Source organism: Metabacillus fastidiosus NBRC 101226 (assembly GCF_001591625.1).
GTDB classification, from domain to species: domain Bacteria; phylum Bacillota; class Bacilli; order Bacillales; family Bacillaceae; genus Metabacillus; species Metabacillus fastidiosus.
In genome coordinates this window covers 19,196-35,929 of record NZ_BCVG01000030.1, presented here as the reverse complement: position 1 = coordinate 35,929, position 16,734 = coordinate 19,196, and the positions used below count along the sequence as shown (strand labels likewise).

Sequence of the window (16,734 nt, the reverse complement as noted above, 5' to 3'; positions counted from 1 at the left end):
AGGATGTCCCAAAAGGGTTGCTTTTCCCCCTTTTGGGACATCCTCGTTTTTTATCAGGTTATTTTCTCTTTCTTTTTCAATCCCTTGCAATAGTACATATTATCATCCGCTATTTTAATTAGTTCCAATAAATCTTTACTTTCGTTTGGAAAAATAGCTGAGCCGACTGAAACATAAACTGGTATTTTTAATTTTTCAGAAAGTTCGTTGAGCTTCTCTTCCAATTTATTTAAACTAATTGTTAAATCAGTTTCATCTTTCATATATCCTATTACTAGAAATTCATCTCCGCCCCATCGTGCTGTAATATCCCCTTTTCTTGTTGCAGAAATAAGGCATTCTCCGATAGATTTTAAAATCTCGTCTCCTCTAATATGACCGTATAAGTCATTAATCTCTTTGAAATTGTCACAATCAATAACGAGAATAAAAAACTTGCTATTCATCCGCTCTGCAGAAGCAGCAAATTTTTTGAAATTAGTCATAATGAAACGGCGGTTATATAAATTGGTTAATATATCTTTTTCAGAATAGAATTTTACTTTATCGAATTGTTTTCCAATGAAATACCCGAAGAATAACATAACTGGTGTTGCAATATAATTTACTTCTTCAATATATCCATTTTCATAATACAGATATGCTACAATCGAATATTGAAAAATGAGAATGAATATAAATACAAAAATTCTACCCGTATATTTCATACTAACCACACCTTTGAACAAGCTAAAAATAAAGATAAGTATACAAATCAAAAATAAGTATTCACTAGGAATAACTTAGTTGATTTATAGAATATAATAGCATACCAATTTTTGATTATATAGTGATATAAAGGTAGAGCGAATACCTATATTTAAGGAATATAATATTAGAAATGGTGCTTTTTGGAGGTTGTATCCCTGCTATTTTATTATGATGAAAGCTTTCTATATTATACAAAATTAAATTATCGTTTCCAACGAAAATTTACAGTGAAATTTAGTGGATTTTGCTACTCAAATTTATTGTGTGTTTAAAGGCAGTGTGACTAATTGTCTGTAAGGGGTCACTTATTTCAACTGATTATCAGTAGGGAATGCTAAAAATCATTACTGACGAAAGTTTTACTTTAAAAATTGAGAGAAAATTGCAATATGCTGTATTTTTTATTAAGTACATGTTGGAATTTTAAATGTAAAGAAAAATGATTGATTTTTAAAATCGGTGAGGGATTGTAAATTCCCTCACTCATAGAATTTTCATTTTGAAGAAACTAGATCTTTAATTAGCTGCATGATCTATATGTTTTTTGTGTTGTGAAAATCAGCCTGTCCAATTCTTGGCTGTACTTTAAAGTTTCTGGATGATTTAATCCTTTTGTTTGTCCAGTTACAATCATCAGCTGTCTTATTAAATTAATTTTATATGCTAATTCAAAGAATGGCTTATTATTCATAGTCCTTAGCTCCTAATAAAATATAAGGTAGTGTTGCTTAAATGTATTATGAACGATAATAAAAAAATTTGAAATAGTTTCGACAATACTTCTAGTAAAGGGACAAAATTCTTTCGGGGAATCTATTGTTTTACCATTTAAAGGCATAGAAATATTAGTGTTTTATGCTAATTGATGATATTGAAGATTAGATTTATGTTAGTTATCTTTTAAATTCGAAGACAAAAATTCATGTTTATAGAATTTTTAGTTTCAACAGCCATAAGTTCGGAATAAGAAAAACTTTCACTGGTAGGTGCTTTATTTGATCAGCTCCTAAGTGAAAGTTAGCATTTTTTCTAATTCATAAGCAGGTATTGGGGGACTATAATAATAGCCTTGAGCAAGATCACATTTTTCTGATTTGAGAATTTCTAATTGTTCGATCGTTTCAACACCTTCTGCAATAACGGTAAGGTTAAGGCTTTTAGAAACAGAAATGATGGCTTTTACGATTGCGGTACTTTGTTCATCACTAATAATGTCATGAATAAAAGATTTATCAATTTTCAATACATCTAATGGGAACTTTTTTAAGTAATTTAATGATGAATAGCCTGTTCCAAAATCATCTAATGATAGGCTGACACCTAATTCTTTTAATTGTTTAAGCTTTGTAACCGACTGATTGATATTTATCATCGCCATTGTTTCGGTAATTTCTAAATTAAGATATTTGGAGTCTAGCTGAGTTTCCTCCAGGGTTTCTTTAATAACGGGAATTAGGTTGTTTTGTTGAAACTGTCTGGCTGATAGATTGATAGACATATTAATAGGAACATAGCCGCTATCCTGCCACAATTTATTTTGTCTGCATGCTGTTTTTAATACCCATTCTCCGATTGGAATGATTAAACCGGACTCTTCGGCTATCGGAATAAATTCTGTTGGTGAAACAGTCCCATGCTCTGTAGAATTCCAGCGAAGCAATGCTTCAACACCGGTTAATTCCTTCGTGTGAATATTAATTTTAGGCTGGTAATATATTGATAATTCATTATGATTTAATGCGTTTCTTAAGGCGGATTCAAGTAACATTTTTCGTTTATTCTTTTGATTCATTTCAGAAGAATAGTATTGATAATTGTTTTTACCACTTGTTTTTACTGCATACATCGCAGTGTCAGCATTTTTGATTAAAGAAGCTGAATCTTTCCCGTCATGAGGATAAATGCTGATCCCTATACTCGGTGAAGTGAAAATTTCATGACCTTCAATAATAAAAGGCTTATTCAATTCTTCAACAATGTGTATTGACGTTGTGTCCAATATTGATTGCTCAGTATGATGCAGCAGAATGATGAATTCATCCCCGCCTTGTCTCGCAACGATATCTTTTTCTGATACGCAATTTTCCAATCTTCTTGCTGCTTCTACTAATAACAGGTCACCTATATGATGCCCAAGTGTATCATTGGTAATTTTAAATCTGTCTAAATCTAAAAATAAAACAGCAACCTTTTCATTTGTTAAATGAATTTCTTCAATCGTTTTATTCAAATAGGAGTTAAAACTGCTTCTGTTTAGCAAGCCTGTTAAACTGTCATGGAAAGCTAAATGTTTTATTTGTTCTTCCGCTTTTTTTCGTTCTCTAATATCCCTGGAAATGGCAAATGTCACTTTTTTATTTCCTAATGTAATAATACTTGCGCTTATTTCACTTGGGATCTTTTCCCCGGTTTTAGAAATATATTCTCCTTCAAACATGATTTGAGTATTCTCAAGAAGTTCCTGCTGTGTATCATCCACTTTCTCTAAACGGCTCTTTGATGTAATATCTAAAGGTGACATGGAAAGCAGCTCTTCTCTACTGTATCCGAATCGTTCACAAGCGACATTATTTACATCAATAAATTGTAAAGGTTTCCCTCTTTTATCCATTTCGAATAAATATATTGCATCGCTTGCATGTTCAAATAATGTTCGATATCTTTTCTCGCTGTTCGTAAGCTCTTCGTAAGCTTGCTTCGTGGAAGAAATATTTCTTGCAAAACTAAGGGTCGCAGGCTGTCCGTAATAATCGATAGAAATAGCAGTTGATTCAATATGAACAGTATTTCCTTTTAAACTTAATGCTTTCAGTTCGTTTAAATCTAAACATTTCTTTTCGTTAATGGACTGAAGACGTTTAGATAAGATATCTTTCGAATCAGGATGGATCAGGTTAAATAATGATTGACCAATGAAGTTTTCAGGTTTATCGGGACCTAATATTTCAGCTCCCGTTGAGTTAATAAAAAGAATGGTCCCATTTCTATGGATAATAATTATCTCCGGAATTAATTCTATTAGGGAACGATACAGTTCATAATTCTTTTTTGCTTCGTTGTTGATCATTTCAAGTTTCTTATTGGAAGCTGTTAACAAGTTATTTCGATATTTCAGCTGCTCAGCTAATATACCTACTGAAATAATACAAAATGCAATAATAATAATTTCTTCTAGAAAATATAAAGTTCGATTGAATGTATTCTCAGCCGAAAACAGCCCATTAAAATTAGATATTGTATGAAAAAGTACAGTAATGCAGGTGGCGATAACGCTGCCTCGTAAGCCGAAATGGAAAGCAAAACTTAGAGCGGGGATCACTTTTATTATCCAAAATATCCCTATTTGGGAAAAACCGTCCAGCTTTATAATTTCTAATAATATTGTTATAAAATAACAAGTGAAAGTTAACCACCAGATTTTCGAGGGGACTTTTTTAATTAAAAATTTGATGTTATTATTTTTCATAATTTCCTCAATCCTTTTAAGGATTTTAAAGTTGCTTATGAAGCGATTTTATCATATTAGAGATGAAAGTAATAGAAAAGAGAAGAGGTACATATTAAGTTATAATTTAATTTTGATTTTAATTAAATTTACTTGTACTATTAGGATTGAAAAACAATGAATAAGAAGGAGAACAAATGACGATTAATTCTACGTTTATTATACAATTAGAACCATTTATCCAGAATGTTTGGGAAAAGAATAATTTTCAAAATCCAACAGCAATTCAAACAAAGGCCATTCCTTCTATATTGGAGGGAAAGGATATAATTGCACAATCTCCCACTGGAACTGGAAAGACATTAGCTTATTTGCTCCCTATATTAAATAGTATTGACGTAAATAAAAAGATGCTTCAAGCAGTTATTCTTGCACCATCAAGAGAACTCGTTATGCAAATTTCTCAAGAGCTTACAAAATGGTCTGAAGGGAGTAATATAACTTCAGCTTCATTTATTGGTGGAGCAAATGTTAAAAGACAAGTTGAAAAATTAAAGAAAAGCCCGCAAATAGCTGTTGGAACACCAGGAAGAATTTTTGAATTAATTAATATGAAAAAGATGAAAATGCATGGAGTAAAAACGATCGTTCTTGATGAAGGTGATCAATTATTAAAACAAGAGCATCAAAACACGGTGAAAAATATCGTGAAAACAACGTTAAATGAGAGACAGCTAGTCTTATTCTCAGCGACATTAGATGAAGGAACAGAATCAAGAGCAAGGGATTTAATGAAACAGCCTGAGCTTATAAAAGTAAGCCGGGATGAGGTGCCGTCTGGACAAGTGGACCATCTTTATCTTGTCTGTGAACAAAGAGAGAAATCTAAATTACTGGAAAGACTGGCGAAGACGATTCCAATGAAGGCATTAGCTTTTGTAAAAGATATTGGGAATTTATCTGTTTTAAGCGAGAAATTGACATATGGAGATGTTGAGCTGGGCTTATTACATAGTGATTCTAAAAAAGCAGATCGTGAAGCAGCACTTAAAAATTTCCGTACGGGAAAAATTGATTTGCTTCTGGCTACAGATGTAGCAGCGAGAGGACTTGATATAGAAAATTTAACACATGTTATTCAATTTGATCTTCCGAAGGATGAAACACAATATATTCATCGTTCAGGACGTACAGGAAGATTAGGTGCATCTGGTACTATTATCTCTATCGTAACAGAAAGAGAAGAGAGAGAATTGAAAAAGATAGCACGTGAACTTAATATAAAGCTGGAGAAGAAAGTATTATATAAAGCACAATTAGTGGAAGAAAAGAAATAATATGTAGTTTAAAATATCAGATTTCATCAATTGATGTATGGAATCTGATATTTTATTTTTTATCTTAATATATAATGAAGTAACAATGGAATAGTTTTAAGTTAAGAGGAGATGATCTCTATTCTTTATTTAGTAAGACATGGTGAAACGGAATGGAATCATATAGGAAAAATTCAAGGTCATATGAATATTCCTTTAAATGAAATTGGAAGGCATCAAGCAAAGCAGTTGGCAAATGCTTTAGTAAACAGCGGAATAAGCAAGATTTACTCAAGTGATTTACAAAGAGCATATGAAACAGCGTCTATTATTGCAAAGGAATTAAATATTCAAGAAGTTATTAAATGTCCATTGCTGAGAGAGAGAAGTTTTGGAAGCTTTGAAGGAATGGAGCTCAAGCAGCTGCTTGCAGAAATCCCGGATTACGAAACGAATTGGGACATTGTGGATAACTCCATTATTGAGTCGCTGGAAGCACTTAGAAAACGGTCGGTTTCGAGGATTATGGACATTGTCACAGAAACCGAAGGGGAAAAAATTCTTATTGTCAGCCATGGCGCTTTTATTAATGCTTTCCTATACGATATAACGAATGGACAGCAGGGACCAGGCATAACGGAAATTCCCAATACATCATATTCCATCTTATTGTATGATAATGAGTCAGGGTGGAAAATTCAGTTTTTAAATAATAATGCTCATTTGTCCCAAAGGTAAAAGGCTGTCTTTATTTAAGACAGCCTTTTACCTTTATCTTATGATGTCAGCTCTAAGTTGTAATAATAAATTATGTCAGTACCCAAGATGTTATACATAAATTTAATTATCTTCGAAATAATTGCAGTTTCTATAGACCATGAGCAAGAATTGCCTGTATCATGGCTGACAATAAACTTTTATAGCATTAATTTTTGTTGGGAACGTGAATTTCCATGCCCAATATAATTAAGTGTAGTTGTGTACTTCATGTTTTAGCTCCTTTGTTTCCGGTAACATATAACTAAAGCATGATTTAGGAATAAATGGATGATAGCTAAAAGTATTTCAACAGGCTGAGAAAAACATCGATTCATACTAGGAAGGTTATTCACTTATAGGAAAGCAAGTTATTCACTGGATGATCGACAAGTTGTGGATAAAACAGATAGAAAAAAGAAGGATATTAACAACTTATCAACATTATCCACATTTTTATTAGTTGAGTTATTAACAAATGGGTGTGATTCATGTGGATAACTATAGTTTTCCACATGTGATACAAATATGGATCAAAATTACATATAAATAAAAAAGAATGTATAGATGAAATTGTATTGATTTAATGGAGGAGCAGGAGAAGAAAATATCTTCTACTGCTCTGCTGATCAGAAGGTTTTATTCTATTTTCTTTGTCTTTTATTCGCGGCACTCGCTCTAGCTTGTGCTTCTTTGTCGTCTACATCTGCAAGTTCACGAGAAAATTCTTCATCAATTCCGTCTGGCTCAATTTTTAAATTTTTTGGAACTTGTGGTAACGATCCTTTATTGCCATCTCTTGTTTTTTGCTTATTGCTTCTGCCCATGAAAAAGCCCTCCTTTATGGAATGTTTCCATAATAGGATAGGCTATTTTCTAAGTTTTCATGTTGGAACTTAATGCCTTGATTTACTTTCTATGTAGCCTCCAGCACGATCTGCCATTTTAAATTCTCTTGAATAAAGAACTTCCTGTGTACTGGAAAGGGTTGTCTTTGTTGTATGCTTTCTTTTCTTCTCATTCATTGCTATCATCCTTTTCGATAAATTGTATTTCTCATTTATAGTGTCGACAAAGTTAATTCATTCCATTCGCAAAAAAGCCGTTACTTTTTTAGCAGGATAATGTGTGAATAATGACAGGTTCATCATTTCAAAACTCTTATTAGAAAATGAGTATAATTAGTGAAAAATTACATTTATGAGAAGCTTTAGAATTACTTATTGAAACGTATTGACTTGATTATTTTGTATAGTACTCAAGGCATTTTCTCTGAGAAGAAGTCAAATTTAATAAAGAAATTAATTGAAGAAAATAGGATGGAGAATAGTGAAGATGGAGAATAGTGAAATTGTAGATGGTCAACAATTCGATGTTCGTGCAGTAAATGATAATAATTTAATGGTGATTGGTATAGATTTTGATTTCGCAGATGTTGAAGTGAAGGATTCAAGTGAATTAACAAAAATGAGTCTTTAGCTTATTGTAATTTGCCCAATATTGAGTTTGAATATTTATTTTGAAGAGGCTTTTCCTAGAAGTCAAATGTTGGCTTTGGAAAGCTCTTTTATTTTCTAGAAACATTGATATATCAATGTTTTATTTTGAATTAGATTATTTCACTATTTTTATGTCACCTAAAATAATATAGAAGGGGACAATCTTAAATTTAATAAAATATCTTTTTGACCGTTCAATCGTTGATTTTAAAAATAATTTATTTTTAACGCTTGACATTCCAGTTTAGAGGAATGTTTAAATGTTTATAACCAAGTAAATTGATGTGAATAATTATTGAATATAGGAGGAAATAAGAAATATGAGAATTCTACAAAAATATATTGCCTCTGCTATTACGATTGTTAGTCTTTTAGCTATTTCAGGATGCGGAGCAGAAAATGAAACGACTGGGCAGTTTGAAAAGACCAAAGTAATTTTAGATTGGACACCTAATACGAATCACACAGGTCTTTATGTCGCACTTGAAAAAGGCTATTACGAGGAGGAAGGGTTAGACGTTGAGATTATACAACCTTCAGAAAGTACGACAGCTACTTTAGTTGCTGCTGGAAAAGGTGACTTCGGTGTTAGCTTCCAGGAAGATGTAACATATGCATTAACAAGTGATGAAAAGCTACCAATTAAAGCAGTTTCTACAATTATTCAACATAATACGTCGGGCTTTGCAGCACCAAAAGGGAAAAATATTACTTCTATCAAGGATTTTGAAGGTAAAGTATACGGCGGATGGGGTTCACCATCAGAAGAAGCTATTTTAAAAAACGTTATGGAAGCAAATGGAGCAGACTTTAGTAAGGTGAAAATTGTTAATCTTGGCAATGATGATTTCTTTGCTGCAACGAAAAAGCATGTTGACTTTGGATGGATTTTTGAAGGATGGACAGGACTAGAAGCCCAATTAAATGGTATTGAACTGAATTATTTCCCGGTTAAAGATTTAGATCCGATTTTAGATTATTACACACCTTTATTAATTACGAATCTACAATTAATCGCCGAAAATCCTGAAAAGGTAAGGGGATTTTTAGCGGCGACTAGCAAAGGGTATGAGTATGCAATCAAAAATCCAGACGAAAGTGCAGAAATTTTATTAAAATATGCACCTGAACTTAACAAAGATCTTGTCTATGTTAGCCAGAAATTTCTTTCAGAACAATATTCCAAAGATGCTTCCAAGTGGGGGGTTATGAAAAAAGAAACATGGTTAAATTATGCTGATTTTATGAGAGGGGCAGGTTTAACTGAAAAAGAGCTAAATGTTGAAGAAGCATTTACCAATGAATTTTTACCACAATAATTTTGCTATCTAAAAGGAGTATTGAAAATGGAACATATTAAAGTAATGTTAGAGTACTTTCATCCTTGGACAAATTCAGCCGGATTTTACTATGCGAGATCGCAAGGATGGTATGAAGAAGCTGGAATTGATGTAGAATTTGTTTGCTATGATGCAGCTAGAGGAGACACATTAGCTTATTTGAAACGTGGGGAAGTAGATTTTGGAATATTCCCTACCAATCGTTTACTTGTAATGCGTGAGAACTCGAAGGAAGTTGTTAGTATTGCTTCGATTAATCATGGTGGAATGGAAACGATTCAAACAGTAAAAAGTACAGGAATCCGTCGACCTGCTGATTTAAGCAATAAACGAATCGCTTTAAATCCAACTCCCCGAGGGATAGCGATGGTAAAGCATTTAATTGCAGCTGATGGTGGAGATCCCAATTCATTTACCATTGTCGATAGCGGTGTAAAAGAATATCAGGCAGAGGACATTATTGCTGGAAAGGTGGATGCAACCTTTGGAAGTTATTGGGCGTGGGAGTTGCAAATGGATTCCATAGTTCCGGAAGAAGAGCGTTTTTATTGGAAAGTAGATGACATTGGTGCACCGCCATATCATAGCTATTTGCTCGGTACGAACCAAAAACTTATTGATAAAAATCCACAGTTAATTTATATCTTTTTGGAAATTACAGCACGAGGTTTTATTGCAGTAGCAAATAAGCCCAGTATTGCAGAAAAAGTATATGAACGTTATGTTCCCTATTTCCCGGTATCATTAATTACGAAATCGTTATCATTAATCGCAGCAACGTGGCTACATGAAGGGTATTGGGGCTACCAAAGACCAGAGTTAATGGAACCTTATGCAAAATGGCTTGAGAAAAATGGTATTTTAGAAGATTGTAATATTTGGAAAGAAGCTTGTGACTATCGATTCCTTCCTGAAGGAGGGTATCATATTGGGGAACTATAATAAAGCAGAGTTAAAATCTCATGGTATGGGTAAGGAATTAGTCGAACCTGACTGGAGAAAAATAACTTTAGAAGAGGCGGAGGGAATTTTAGAATACTATCCAAAAATTAGGAATGTAAAAAAATTGACTTGGCACAGTCCTCGTCCATTTTCGAGTGCAGCTATTGCTTTAACCGATAGCGGATATTATTTTTTGAAACGTCATCATTTTGCTATTCGTGATGTTGAGGCAATTCTTGAAGAACATCGATTTATTGAACATTTACGAAATAATGGCTTGCCGGTTAGTAATGTTGTTAAAGGGGAATCTGATAAAACAGCTTTTACATTAGATGAGTGGACTTATGAAATTCATTTATTGGGTGAAGGTGATGATTGGTATCGTGATGCTGTATCTTGGTCGCCGTTTAAATGTAAAGAGGATGCGTATGCGGCAGGCCAAGCTTTGGCACAAATGCACATTGCAGCAGAGACATTTGAAGCTCCTAAACGTAAACAAAGTCCGCTTATATCAAGCTTTTCAATATTTAATTCCGCTCATCCAATTAAACAAATAGAAGAGTATTTGAAAACGCGCCCTGCCTTAGTGAAGTATTTAGATGATAAACGCTGGAAAGACGATATTCAAAAACACATATTGGCGTTTCATGAACAGCTTCATGTAGATTTACAAAAATTAAAACCAATTTGGACGCATAATGATTGGCATGCTTCAAATTTACTTTGGGCTAATGTAAATGGAAAAGCTACGGTGAAGACAATTTTGGACTTTGGATTAAGTGATAAGACATATGCAGTATATGATTTAGCAACTGCTATTGAACGTAATATAATAGAATGGTTAGAACTTGGAAAAAAACTAGATTGTACAGTACATTATGGTGCATTAGATGCTTTACTTGCAGGTTATGAATCTGTTCGACCACTATCAAAATTAGAATCACACGTGCTATATAAAATATTACCGCTTGTTCACGTAGAATTTGCTTTATCGGAAATAGATTATTTCTACGGAATTATTAAATCAGAGGAAAATGCGGATTTAGCATATAATACGTTTTTAATTGGACATGTTAAATGGTTTCGAGAGCCTTCTGGACAGCAGCTATTAAACTATTTAAAACAAAGGGTAAATGCTTAACTTTTAGAAAAAACAATTGACAGTGAAATAGGTAAAACTTAAAATTGAGTAAACTTATAGGAATTATCAATTAATATTAAAGACCTTTTTGGTCTTTAATATATTTTGGATATTAGAAACAGAAGGAGAAGGCGAGTAATGACGAAATTAAAAAAATTTGATAATACGTTTTACCCAGTATTAATGTTTATGATACTAATATTGCTTTGGCAAGTTATTATAGTGTTCGGTGATGTATCGAAGTTTATTTTGCCATCTCCAATAGATATTGTTAAAGCGTTTATTGAAGATTTTAGCTTACTTATGACACATACAAAAGTAACATTAGAACAATCAATTTTAGGTTTTGTAATAGCAATTTTGTTCGCCTTTTTTATTAGTATTTTAATGGATCGTTTTTCATTTATTAAAAAGTCACTTTATCCAGTTTTAGTTATTTCACAAACTGTACCAATTATTGCAATTACCCCTTTGTTAATCATTTGGTTTGGTTTCGGGTTGATAACCAACATTTTTATTATCATTTTAGTATGTTTTTTTCCAATTACAGTTAGTCTAGTGGACGGATTTGAGAAAGTCGATAAAGACTATATAAATCTATTTAAAACGATGGAAGCTTCTAAATGGCAGTTATTTTTCCATGTGAAATTACCTTCAGCAATGTTGAATTTCTTTTCAGGTTTGAAAATCGCTGCCACATATATGGTGATGGCTGCGGTAATTGCAGAATGGCAAGGTGGTACTAAGGGGATCGGAGTTTATATGGTACGTGTGAAAAATGCTTATGCACTTGATAAAGTGTTTGCATCTATTATTGTTATTGTGATCGTCAGTATCGCTTTTATTTATGCCATAGACTTCATTGCTAAAAAAGTTACACATTGGAAATAAGGAGGGCTATCGTAATGACTACTAAAGTTAAGAAGGCAGAAATAATTTCATTAAACAATATTAATAAAAGCTACAATGATATGCGTATTTTACAAGATATTTCATTATTTGTTGAGTATGGAGAGTTCGTATCAATTATTGGACCAAGTGGCTCAGGTAAAAGTACACTTTTTAATATTATTACAGGTTTAACAGATGCAGACAGTGGTGACCAGAAAATTTCAACTAACATTGGTTACATGCAGCAAAAAGATTTATTATTACCGTGGAAGACAGTGATGGATAATATTTGCTTACCTCTGCAAATAAAAGGTGTCAGTACGAAGGAAGCTAGACAAATCGTAAAGCAATATTTAGATATGACAGGGCTACGTGGCTATGAAAATAAGTACCCGAATCAGTTATCAGGAGGTATGAGGCAAAGAGCAAGTTTTTTACGTACATTTTTAACATCTCAGGATACGATGTTATTGGATGAGCCATTTGGAGCACTTGATTCAATTACGAAAAGCAAAATGCAAAAGTGGTTGCTTGAAATCAAAGAAAAACTAAATATTACCATTTTGTTTATTACACATGATATAGAAGAAGCAATATTTCTATCTGACCGTATTTATGTGCTTGGTGCAAAGCCAGGTATTATTAAAAGTGTAATATCATTAGATTTTCATAAGGAAGAAAAAACAATGCGTTTAGTATCAAATGAACTATTAGAAACAAAAAATGAGATTTTAAAGTTGTTATAAGGTGAAGATAAGGGATGATATTTAAATGGAATATTATACAATTGGTCAAGTTTCGAAGCTTTGTAAAATACCGACAAAGACGTTAAGGTATTACGATGAAATGGACTTGCTAAAGCCGGAAAAAGTTTCGTTAGAAACAAAATACAGATATTATTCACAAAACGATATATTAAAAATTCCTGTCATAAAATATTACAAGCAGCTTGGTTTTCAATTAAAAGATATAAAGAACCTCATTTGTTCACTTGATGTAAATACGCTTGAATCGTATTTCACAAAAGAGCTAGCAATTGTAGAAAAACAAATACAAGAACTTAATAAGAAACATTTTGCAATGACACAATGGTTTCAGTTGTTAAAACAAGGTGAAATGCTTTCAAAGGAAACAGAACTTTTTGGTGGAGTTAAGATTTATACTTCCGTGATGCCGCTTTATCGTACAATCCATTATCAGTATAAAGTCCATGAAGAAATAGAGCATATTGAATCGATATTTAGTAATTCATTTGTAGAATTTTGTAGTGAAAATGATATTTTTACATATGGTCCTTTTATATTAAAATTTCAACATTACGAAGAGAGGATAAAAAGTTGTTATAGTACTATCAATTGTTATTCCGAAATTTTAGGTGAATATGAAGAAATGATTCAAATTGGCAATATTCGTGTAGTAAATGCAATCCATAAAGGTGATTATAGTCAAATTCCTATAACATATAAAGCTGTACTGCAGTGGGTAAAGAAAAATAATATCCAGTTACAAGGAATAACTTATGAGCGTTATATTATCGATCGTTGGTGTTCTGCAAATTCAGAAGAATTTATTACAGAGTTAATTTTTCCAATACAAGAAAAAATAGCATAGCACTAATTGAGAGGAGAAAAATAATGTCTAATTTAATTACATTACAAGAGGCTTTTCAAAAGTTAATGCTTGGAAAGACTGTGTTTATTGATACACGTTTTGTCTTTGGTAGACCAGAGTTAGGCTACGAAGGTTATTTACAGGAGCATATTCCATCAGCTGTTTATTTTCATTTAGATAAAGATTTATCAGGTCCTATATTAACACATGGTGGGCGTCATCCTATTCCCTCTAAGGAAGAATTCGCACGTAAACTTGGTGAAGCAGGGATAGACAATGACACACATGTCATCGTCTATGATAATGAAGCAGGGAATGTTGCAGCACGGTGCTGGTGGTTACTAAAATATTTTGGACATAAGCATGTTCAAATGCTAAATCGTCCGTTGTCTCATTGGAAGGAAGCTGGGTACCCTATTACAAATGAAATACCTAGTCCGGATGTGAAAAAATACATTGCAATACCTAATGAGCTTTTAACAGTTTCAATGGAAAACGTTCGAGCACATTTACATGATAAAGGAAGAGTTCTAATTGATGCTCGCAAAAAGAAAGTGTATACAGGAGAAGAAAATACGAAATATCCTAAAATAGGACATATTCCAGGAGCGCTTAATTATTTTTGGGAAGTGGTACTATCAAAAGAAGGTGTTTTTCAAGAAGGTGAACAGCAACTAAAAACATTCCAAGCTATCCCTAAAGAAAAGGAAATTATTGTTTATTGTGGTGCTGGTGTTACAGCGTGTCCAAATATTCTAGCGCTAACTGAAGCAGGCTATGAAAATGTAAAGCTATATGTAGGTAGTTGGGGTGACTGGACAAGTTATGAAAACAATCTAACTGAATGTGGTGAAAGTAGTTTATAGGATCGTAAAACGGGTGCATTGAAACATTCTGTTTGGATAGTAAAAGAAGCTAACGAAAATATATTAGCTTCTTTATATTATTTATATATCTATTAAAATCGTCTGTGATTTCAACTATCATTATGTTTTAGTAAATTTTTACTATTTCAGCTATAGCTGAGTTTTATAAGAGTTTTTTAATATATTAAGCTTCTTTTAAATGCTGCTCAGCTGTTTCTTCCGCAGAACGCATTGTGTATAAATGATAAAGGTCTTTAGAAATTTCAAATAAATTAAATTGCTTCTCAGCAGTGTTAAACTGCTCTAACAGACTTTTTCTCGTTTCATTAGCATTCATTGTGTAAGGAAGCTTTTCAGCAGCTTTCATTGAACGGATATTACCTTGTCTAATTTTAAGGAAAATTGTTTCAATATTTAGCTCGAAAAACAGCTCATTAAAAAAATGATCTTTTGCTATTTTATTATAGCCCTTGCCATGATACGGTTTGCCAATCCAAGTTCCAAGAAAACCAGCATTATCTTGAATATCAAATAAACTGATTGTTCCGATTGGAGCGCCCCATTCATCCAAGATGGTACGTGAGATTAGTTCACCACGTTCTTCTGCTTCAATTGTTTGTTTTGTTAAAAATAAATACTCCTCAAATGAGTTAGCCTGATGACGCACAAAAGGAAAGACTTCTGGATGTACCATTAGTTCATAAAGTGCGTGGCTGTCTTGTACCTCACGTTTTTTAAGCATCTTGATCCCTCCAATATGAGGGCAATCGTCACGTGTATAAGGACACAGAAAAACCACCCTCGAAATTTTTTATATGAAAAATAATATGAAAAATTTCGGGGTGGGAATCGAACCCACTAGAACCAGTGAAGCTGGTGGCGCACCATTTGCCTTCCCAATCCAAGATTAAATTGTCATTGTCAATTAATATCTTACCCATCAGTATAATACGCGAATTTTTTCAAAAAAGATACTGTTTTTTTTGTCGAAAAAAAATTTTTTTTTCGAGCTGTTTTTAACCCCAAATATAGCAGGATGTTTACGCCTTTTGGTAAATTATTGTACCGTCAATCATTGTTAAAACAGGCTTTGCCAGGTAATGAAAGAGATGGTGGGACCATAAAACGAGATCAGCATCTTTGCCAATTTCTATACTGCCGATACGATTCTCTATTCTTAAGTTTCGAGCTGCATTAATTGTAATTCCTTCTAATGCTTTTTGTTCATCAAAACCTTCTCTTACAGCTATAGAGGCGACAATATTTAAATATTGAATCGGTGTATAAGGATGGTCAGTCGTTATAGAAACTTCTACATTTTTCTCTGAAAGTGCCTGGTAAGTAGCCCAGCTTTTGTTCTTTAATTCGACTTTGGATTTTCTTGTTAAAGTTGGACCAACACAGACTTTTATATTTTTATTTGCTAGTTCATTTGCAATCAAATGTCCCTCTGTACAATGCTCGATTCGATAATCAAGCTCGAATTCTTCTGCAAAACGGATAGCCGACATAATATCATCGGCGCGATGTGCATGAATACGAACGGGAATTTCCCGCTTGAGGGCCATTCTAATTGGCAATGATCGGAAATCATCAGGCTCATTATTATATTTTGCTTTATGGAATGCTTCCCTTAACATCCCCATAATACCCATTCTTGTAATTGATTCTTTATTTCCATGACTATGGATTCTTTTTGGATTTTCGCCTAATGCAATTTTTAAGCCGGCATGCTCTTGAATAATCATTTTTGAAATATCAGTACCATATGTTTTAATAACAGATGTCATTCCACCGATTACATTTGCACTGCCAGGCATAATATGTGCTGTCGTTATCCCATAAGCAATAGCGTCTTTAAAGGCAGGGTCAAGCGGATAGACACCATCCAAGGCGCGAATATGCGGTGTTAGTGGTTCAATCGTTTCATTTGCATCATTTCCTGCCCAGCCTGTCCCCTCATCATATAGACCAAGATGTGTATGAACATCAATAAGTCCGGGAAATAAAAATTGTTCGTCACATTCAATAATAGTCGCATTATCTGGACATGATAAATTTTTTCCTATTTTATTGATTTTGCCATCCTTCACTAATAAGTCTGTCTCATACATGACATTAGAAGTGATCGGATAAATTGTTGCGTTTTTAAATAATATACAATCCATTTGTAGCTC

At 33.0% G+C, this 16,734-nt stretch carries 17 protein-coding genes; 10 read left to right on the top strand and 7 right to left on the bottom strand.

Features of this window, described 5'->3' with window-relative positions; translation table 11 throughout:
* Positions 1 to 53: 53 nt before the first annotated feature.
* From BFA01S_RS09790 to BFA01S_RS09785, 3 genes are all read right to left on the bottom strand, one after another.
* On the bottom strand, positions 54 to 707 hold the full coding sequence (locus BFA01S_RS09790; RefSeq protein ID WP_066229174.1) for a GGDEF domain-containing protein: 654 nt from the start codon (positions 705 to 707) through the stop codon (positions 54 to 56).
* 563 nt (positions 708 to 1,270) lie between these two features.
* Positions 1,271 to 1,441, bottom strand: a complete 171-nt coding sequence (locus BFA01S_RS21880; RefSeq protein WP_082799936.1) for an aspartyl-phosphate phosphatase Spo0E family protein — start codon at positions 1,439 to 1,441, stop codon at positions 1,271 to 1,273.
* Between the two features lie 315 nt (positions 1,442 to 1,756).
* A complete protein-coding gene (locus BFA01S_RS09785) occupies positions 1,757 to 4,069 on the bottom strand; it encodes a sensor domain-containing protein (protein ID WP_169800457.1) in 2,313 nt (770 codons plus the stop codon).
* A gap of 323 nt (positions 4,070 to 4,392) precedes the next feature.
* On the opposite strand from BFA01S_RS09785, the gene BFA01S_RS09780 reads away from it, so the two are divergent.
* Both BFA01S_RS09780 and BFA01S_RS09775 read left to right on the top strand, forming a co-directional pair.
* Positions 4,393 to 5,532 carry a DEAD/DEAH box helicase gene (locus BFA01S_RS09780; RefSeq protein WP_066229166.1) on the top strand — a complete coding sequence of 380 codons (1,140 nt, stop codon included), beginning with the start codon at positions 4,393 to 4,395 and terminating at the stop codon, positions 5,530 to 5,532.
* Positions 5,533 to 5,643: 111 nt separating this feature from the next.
* Entirely contained in the window at positions 5,644 to 6,249 is a 606-nt protein-coding gene (locus tag BFA01S_RS09775) for a histidine phosphatase family protein (RefSeq protein WP_066229163.1), read from the top strand.
* Positions 6,250 to 6,911: 662 nt separating this feature from the next.
* Here BFA01S_RS09775 and BFA01S_RS09770 read toward each other — a convergent pair.
* Together BFA01S_RS09770 and BFA01S_RS21875 are read right to left on the bottom strand one after the other, a co-directional pair.
* On the bottom strand, positions 6,912 to 7,094 hold the full coding sequence (locus BFA01S_RS09770) for a YfhD family protein (RefSeq protein ID WP_066229159.1): 183 nt from the start codon (positions 7,092 to 7,094) through the stop codon (positions 6,912 to 6,914).
* A gap of 69 nt (positions 7,095 to 7,163) precedes the next feature.
* Complete coding sequence (locus BFA01S_RS21875; RefSeq protein ID WP_082799935.1) at positions 7,164 to 7,292, bottom strand: YfhE family protein; 129 nt, start codon at positions 7,290 to 7,292, stop codon at positions 7,164 to 7,166.
* A gap of 310 nt (positions 7,293 to 7,602) precedes the next feature.
* Between BFA01S_RS21875 and BFA01S_RS22395 the strand changes: the two genes are divergently transcribed.
* The 8 genes from BFA01S_RS22395 to BFA01S_RS09735 all read left to right on the top strand — a co-directional run bounded on the left by BFA01S_RS22395 (position 7,603) and on the right by BFA01S_RS09735 (position 14,557).
* Positions 7,603 to 7,746, top strand: coding sequence for a hypothetical protein (locus BFA01S_RS22395; protein ID WP_156483587.1), 144 nt, complete (start codon positions 7,603 to 7,605; stop codon positions 7,744 to 7,746).
* Between the two features lie 340 nt (positions 7,747 to 8,086).
* Positions 8,087 to 9,085 (top strand): ABC transporter substrate-binding protein, encoded by a 999-nt coding sequence (locus BFA01S_RS09765; protein ID WP_066229156.1) that lies wholly within the window; start codon positions 8,087 to 8,089, stop codon positions 9,083 to 9,085.
* A 27-nt stretch (positions 9,086 to 9,112) separates the two neighbouring features.
* Positions 9,113 to 10,048: an ABC transporter substrate-binding protein gene (locus tag BFA01S_RS09760; protein WP_066229153.1), complete on the top strand. Its 936-nt coding sequence runs from the start codon at positions 9,113 to 9,115 to the stop codon at positions 10,046 to 10,048.
* The gene (locus tag BFA01S_RS09755; RefSeq protein ID WP_082799934.1) at positions 10,035 to 11,189 is read left to right on the top strand and encodes a phosphotransferase enzyme family protein; all 1,155 of its coding nucleotides are present in this window, start codon (positions 10,035 to 10,037) and stop codon (positions 11,187 to 11,189) included. The genes BFA01S_RS09760 and BFA01S_RS09755 overlap by 14 nt, the downstream gene beginning before the upstream one ends.
* Before the next feature lie 138 nt (positions 11,190 to 11,327).
* Entirely contained in the window at positions 11,328 to 12,080 is a 753-nt protein-coding gene (locus BFA01S_RS09750; protein WP_066229150.1) for an ABC transporter permease, read from the top strand.
* Between the two features lie 14 nt (positions 12,081 to 12,094).
* Positions 12,095 to 12,826, top strand: a complete 732-nt coding sequence (locus BFA01S_RS09745; RefSeq protein ID WP_066229147.1) for an ABC transporter ATP-binding protein — start codon at positions 12,095 to 12,097, stop codon at positions 12,824 to 12,826.
* Between the two features lie 25 nt (positions 12,827 to 12,851).
* The gene (locus tag BFA01S_RS09740; protein WP_066229144.1) at positions 12,852 to 13,691 is read left to right on the top strand and encodes a MerR family transcriptional regulator; all 840 of its coding nucleotides are present in this window, start codon (positions 12,852 to 12,854) and stop codon (positions 13,689 to 13,691) included.
* Between the two features lie 23 nt (positions 13,692 to 13,714).
* Positions 13,715 to 14,557 (top strand): sulfurtransferase, encoded by an 843-nt coding sequence (locus BFA01S_RS09735; RefSeq protein WP_156483586.1) that lies wholly within the window; start codon positions 13,715 to 13,717, stop codon positions 14,555 to 14,557.
* Between the two features lie 184 nt (positions 14,558 to 14,741).
* Here the strand turns inward: BFA01S_RS09735 and BFA01S_RS09730 are convergent, their stop codons facing one another.
* Together BFA01S_RS09730 and BFA01S_RS09725 are read right to left on the bottom strand one after the other, a co-directional pair.
* Entirely contained in the window at positions 14,742 to 15,299 is a 558-nt protein-coding gene (locus BFA01S_RS09730; protein ID WP_066229142.1) for a GNAT family N-acetyltransferase, read from the bottom strand.
* 298 nt (positions 15,300 to 15,597) lie between these two features.
* Positions 15,598 to 16,725: an amidohydrolase gene (locus tag BFA01S_RS09725; RefSeq protein ID WP_066229139.1), complete on the bottom strand. Its 1,128-nt coding sequence runs from the start codon at positions 16,723 to 16,725 to the stop codon at positions 15,598 to 15,600.
* Positions 16,726 to 16,734 lie beyond the last annotated feature (9 nt).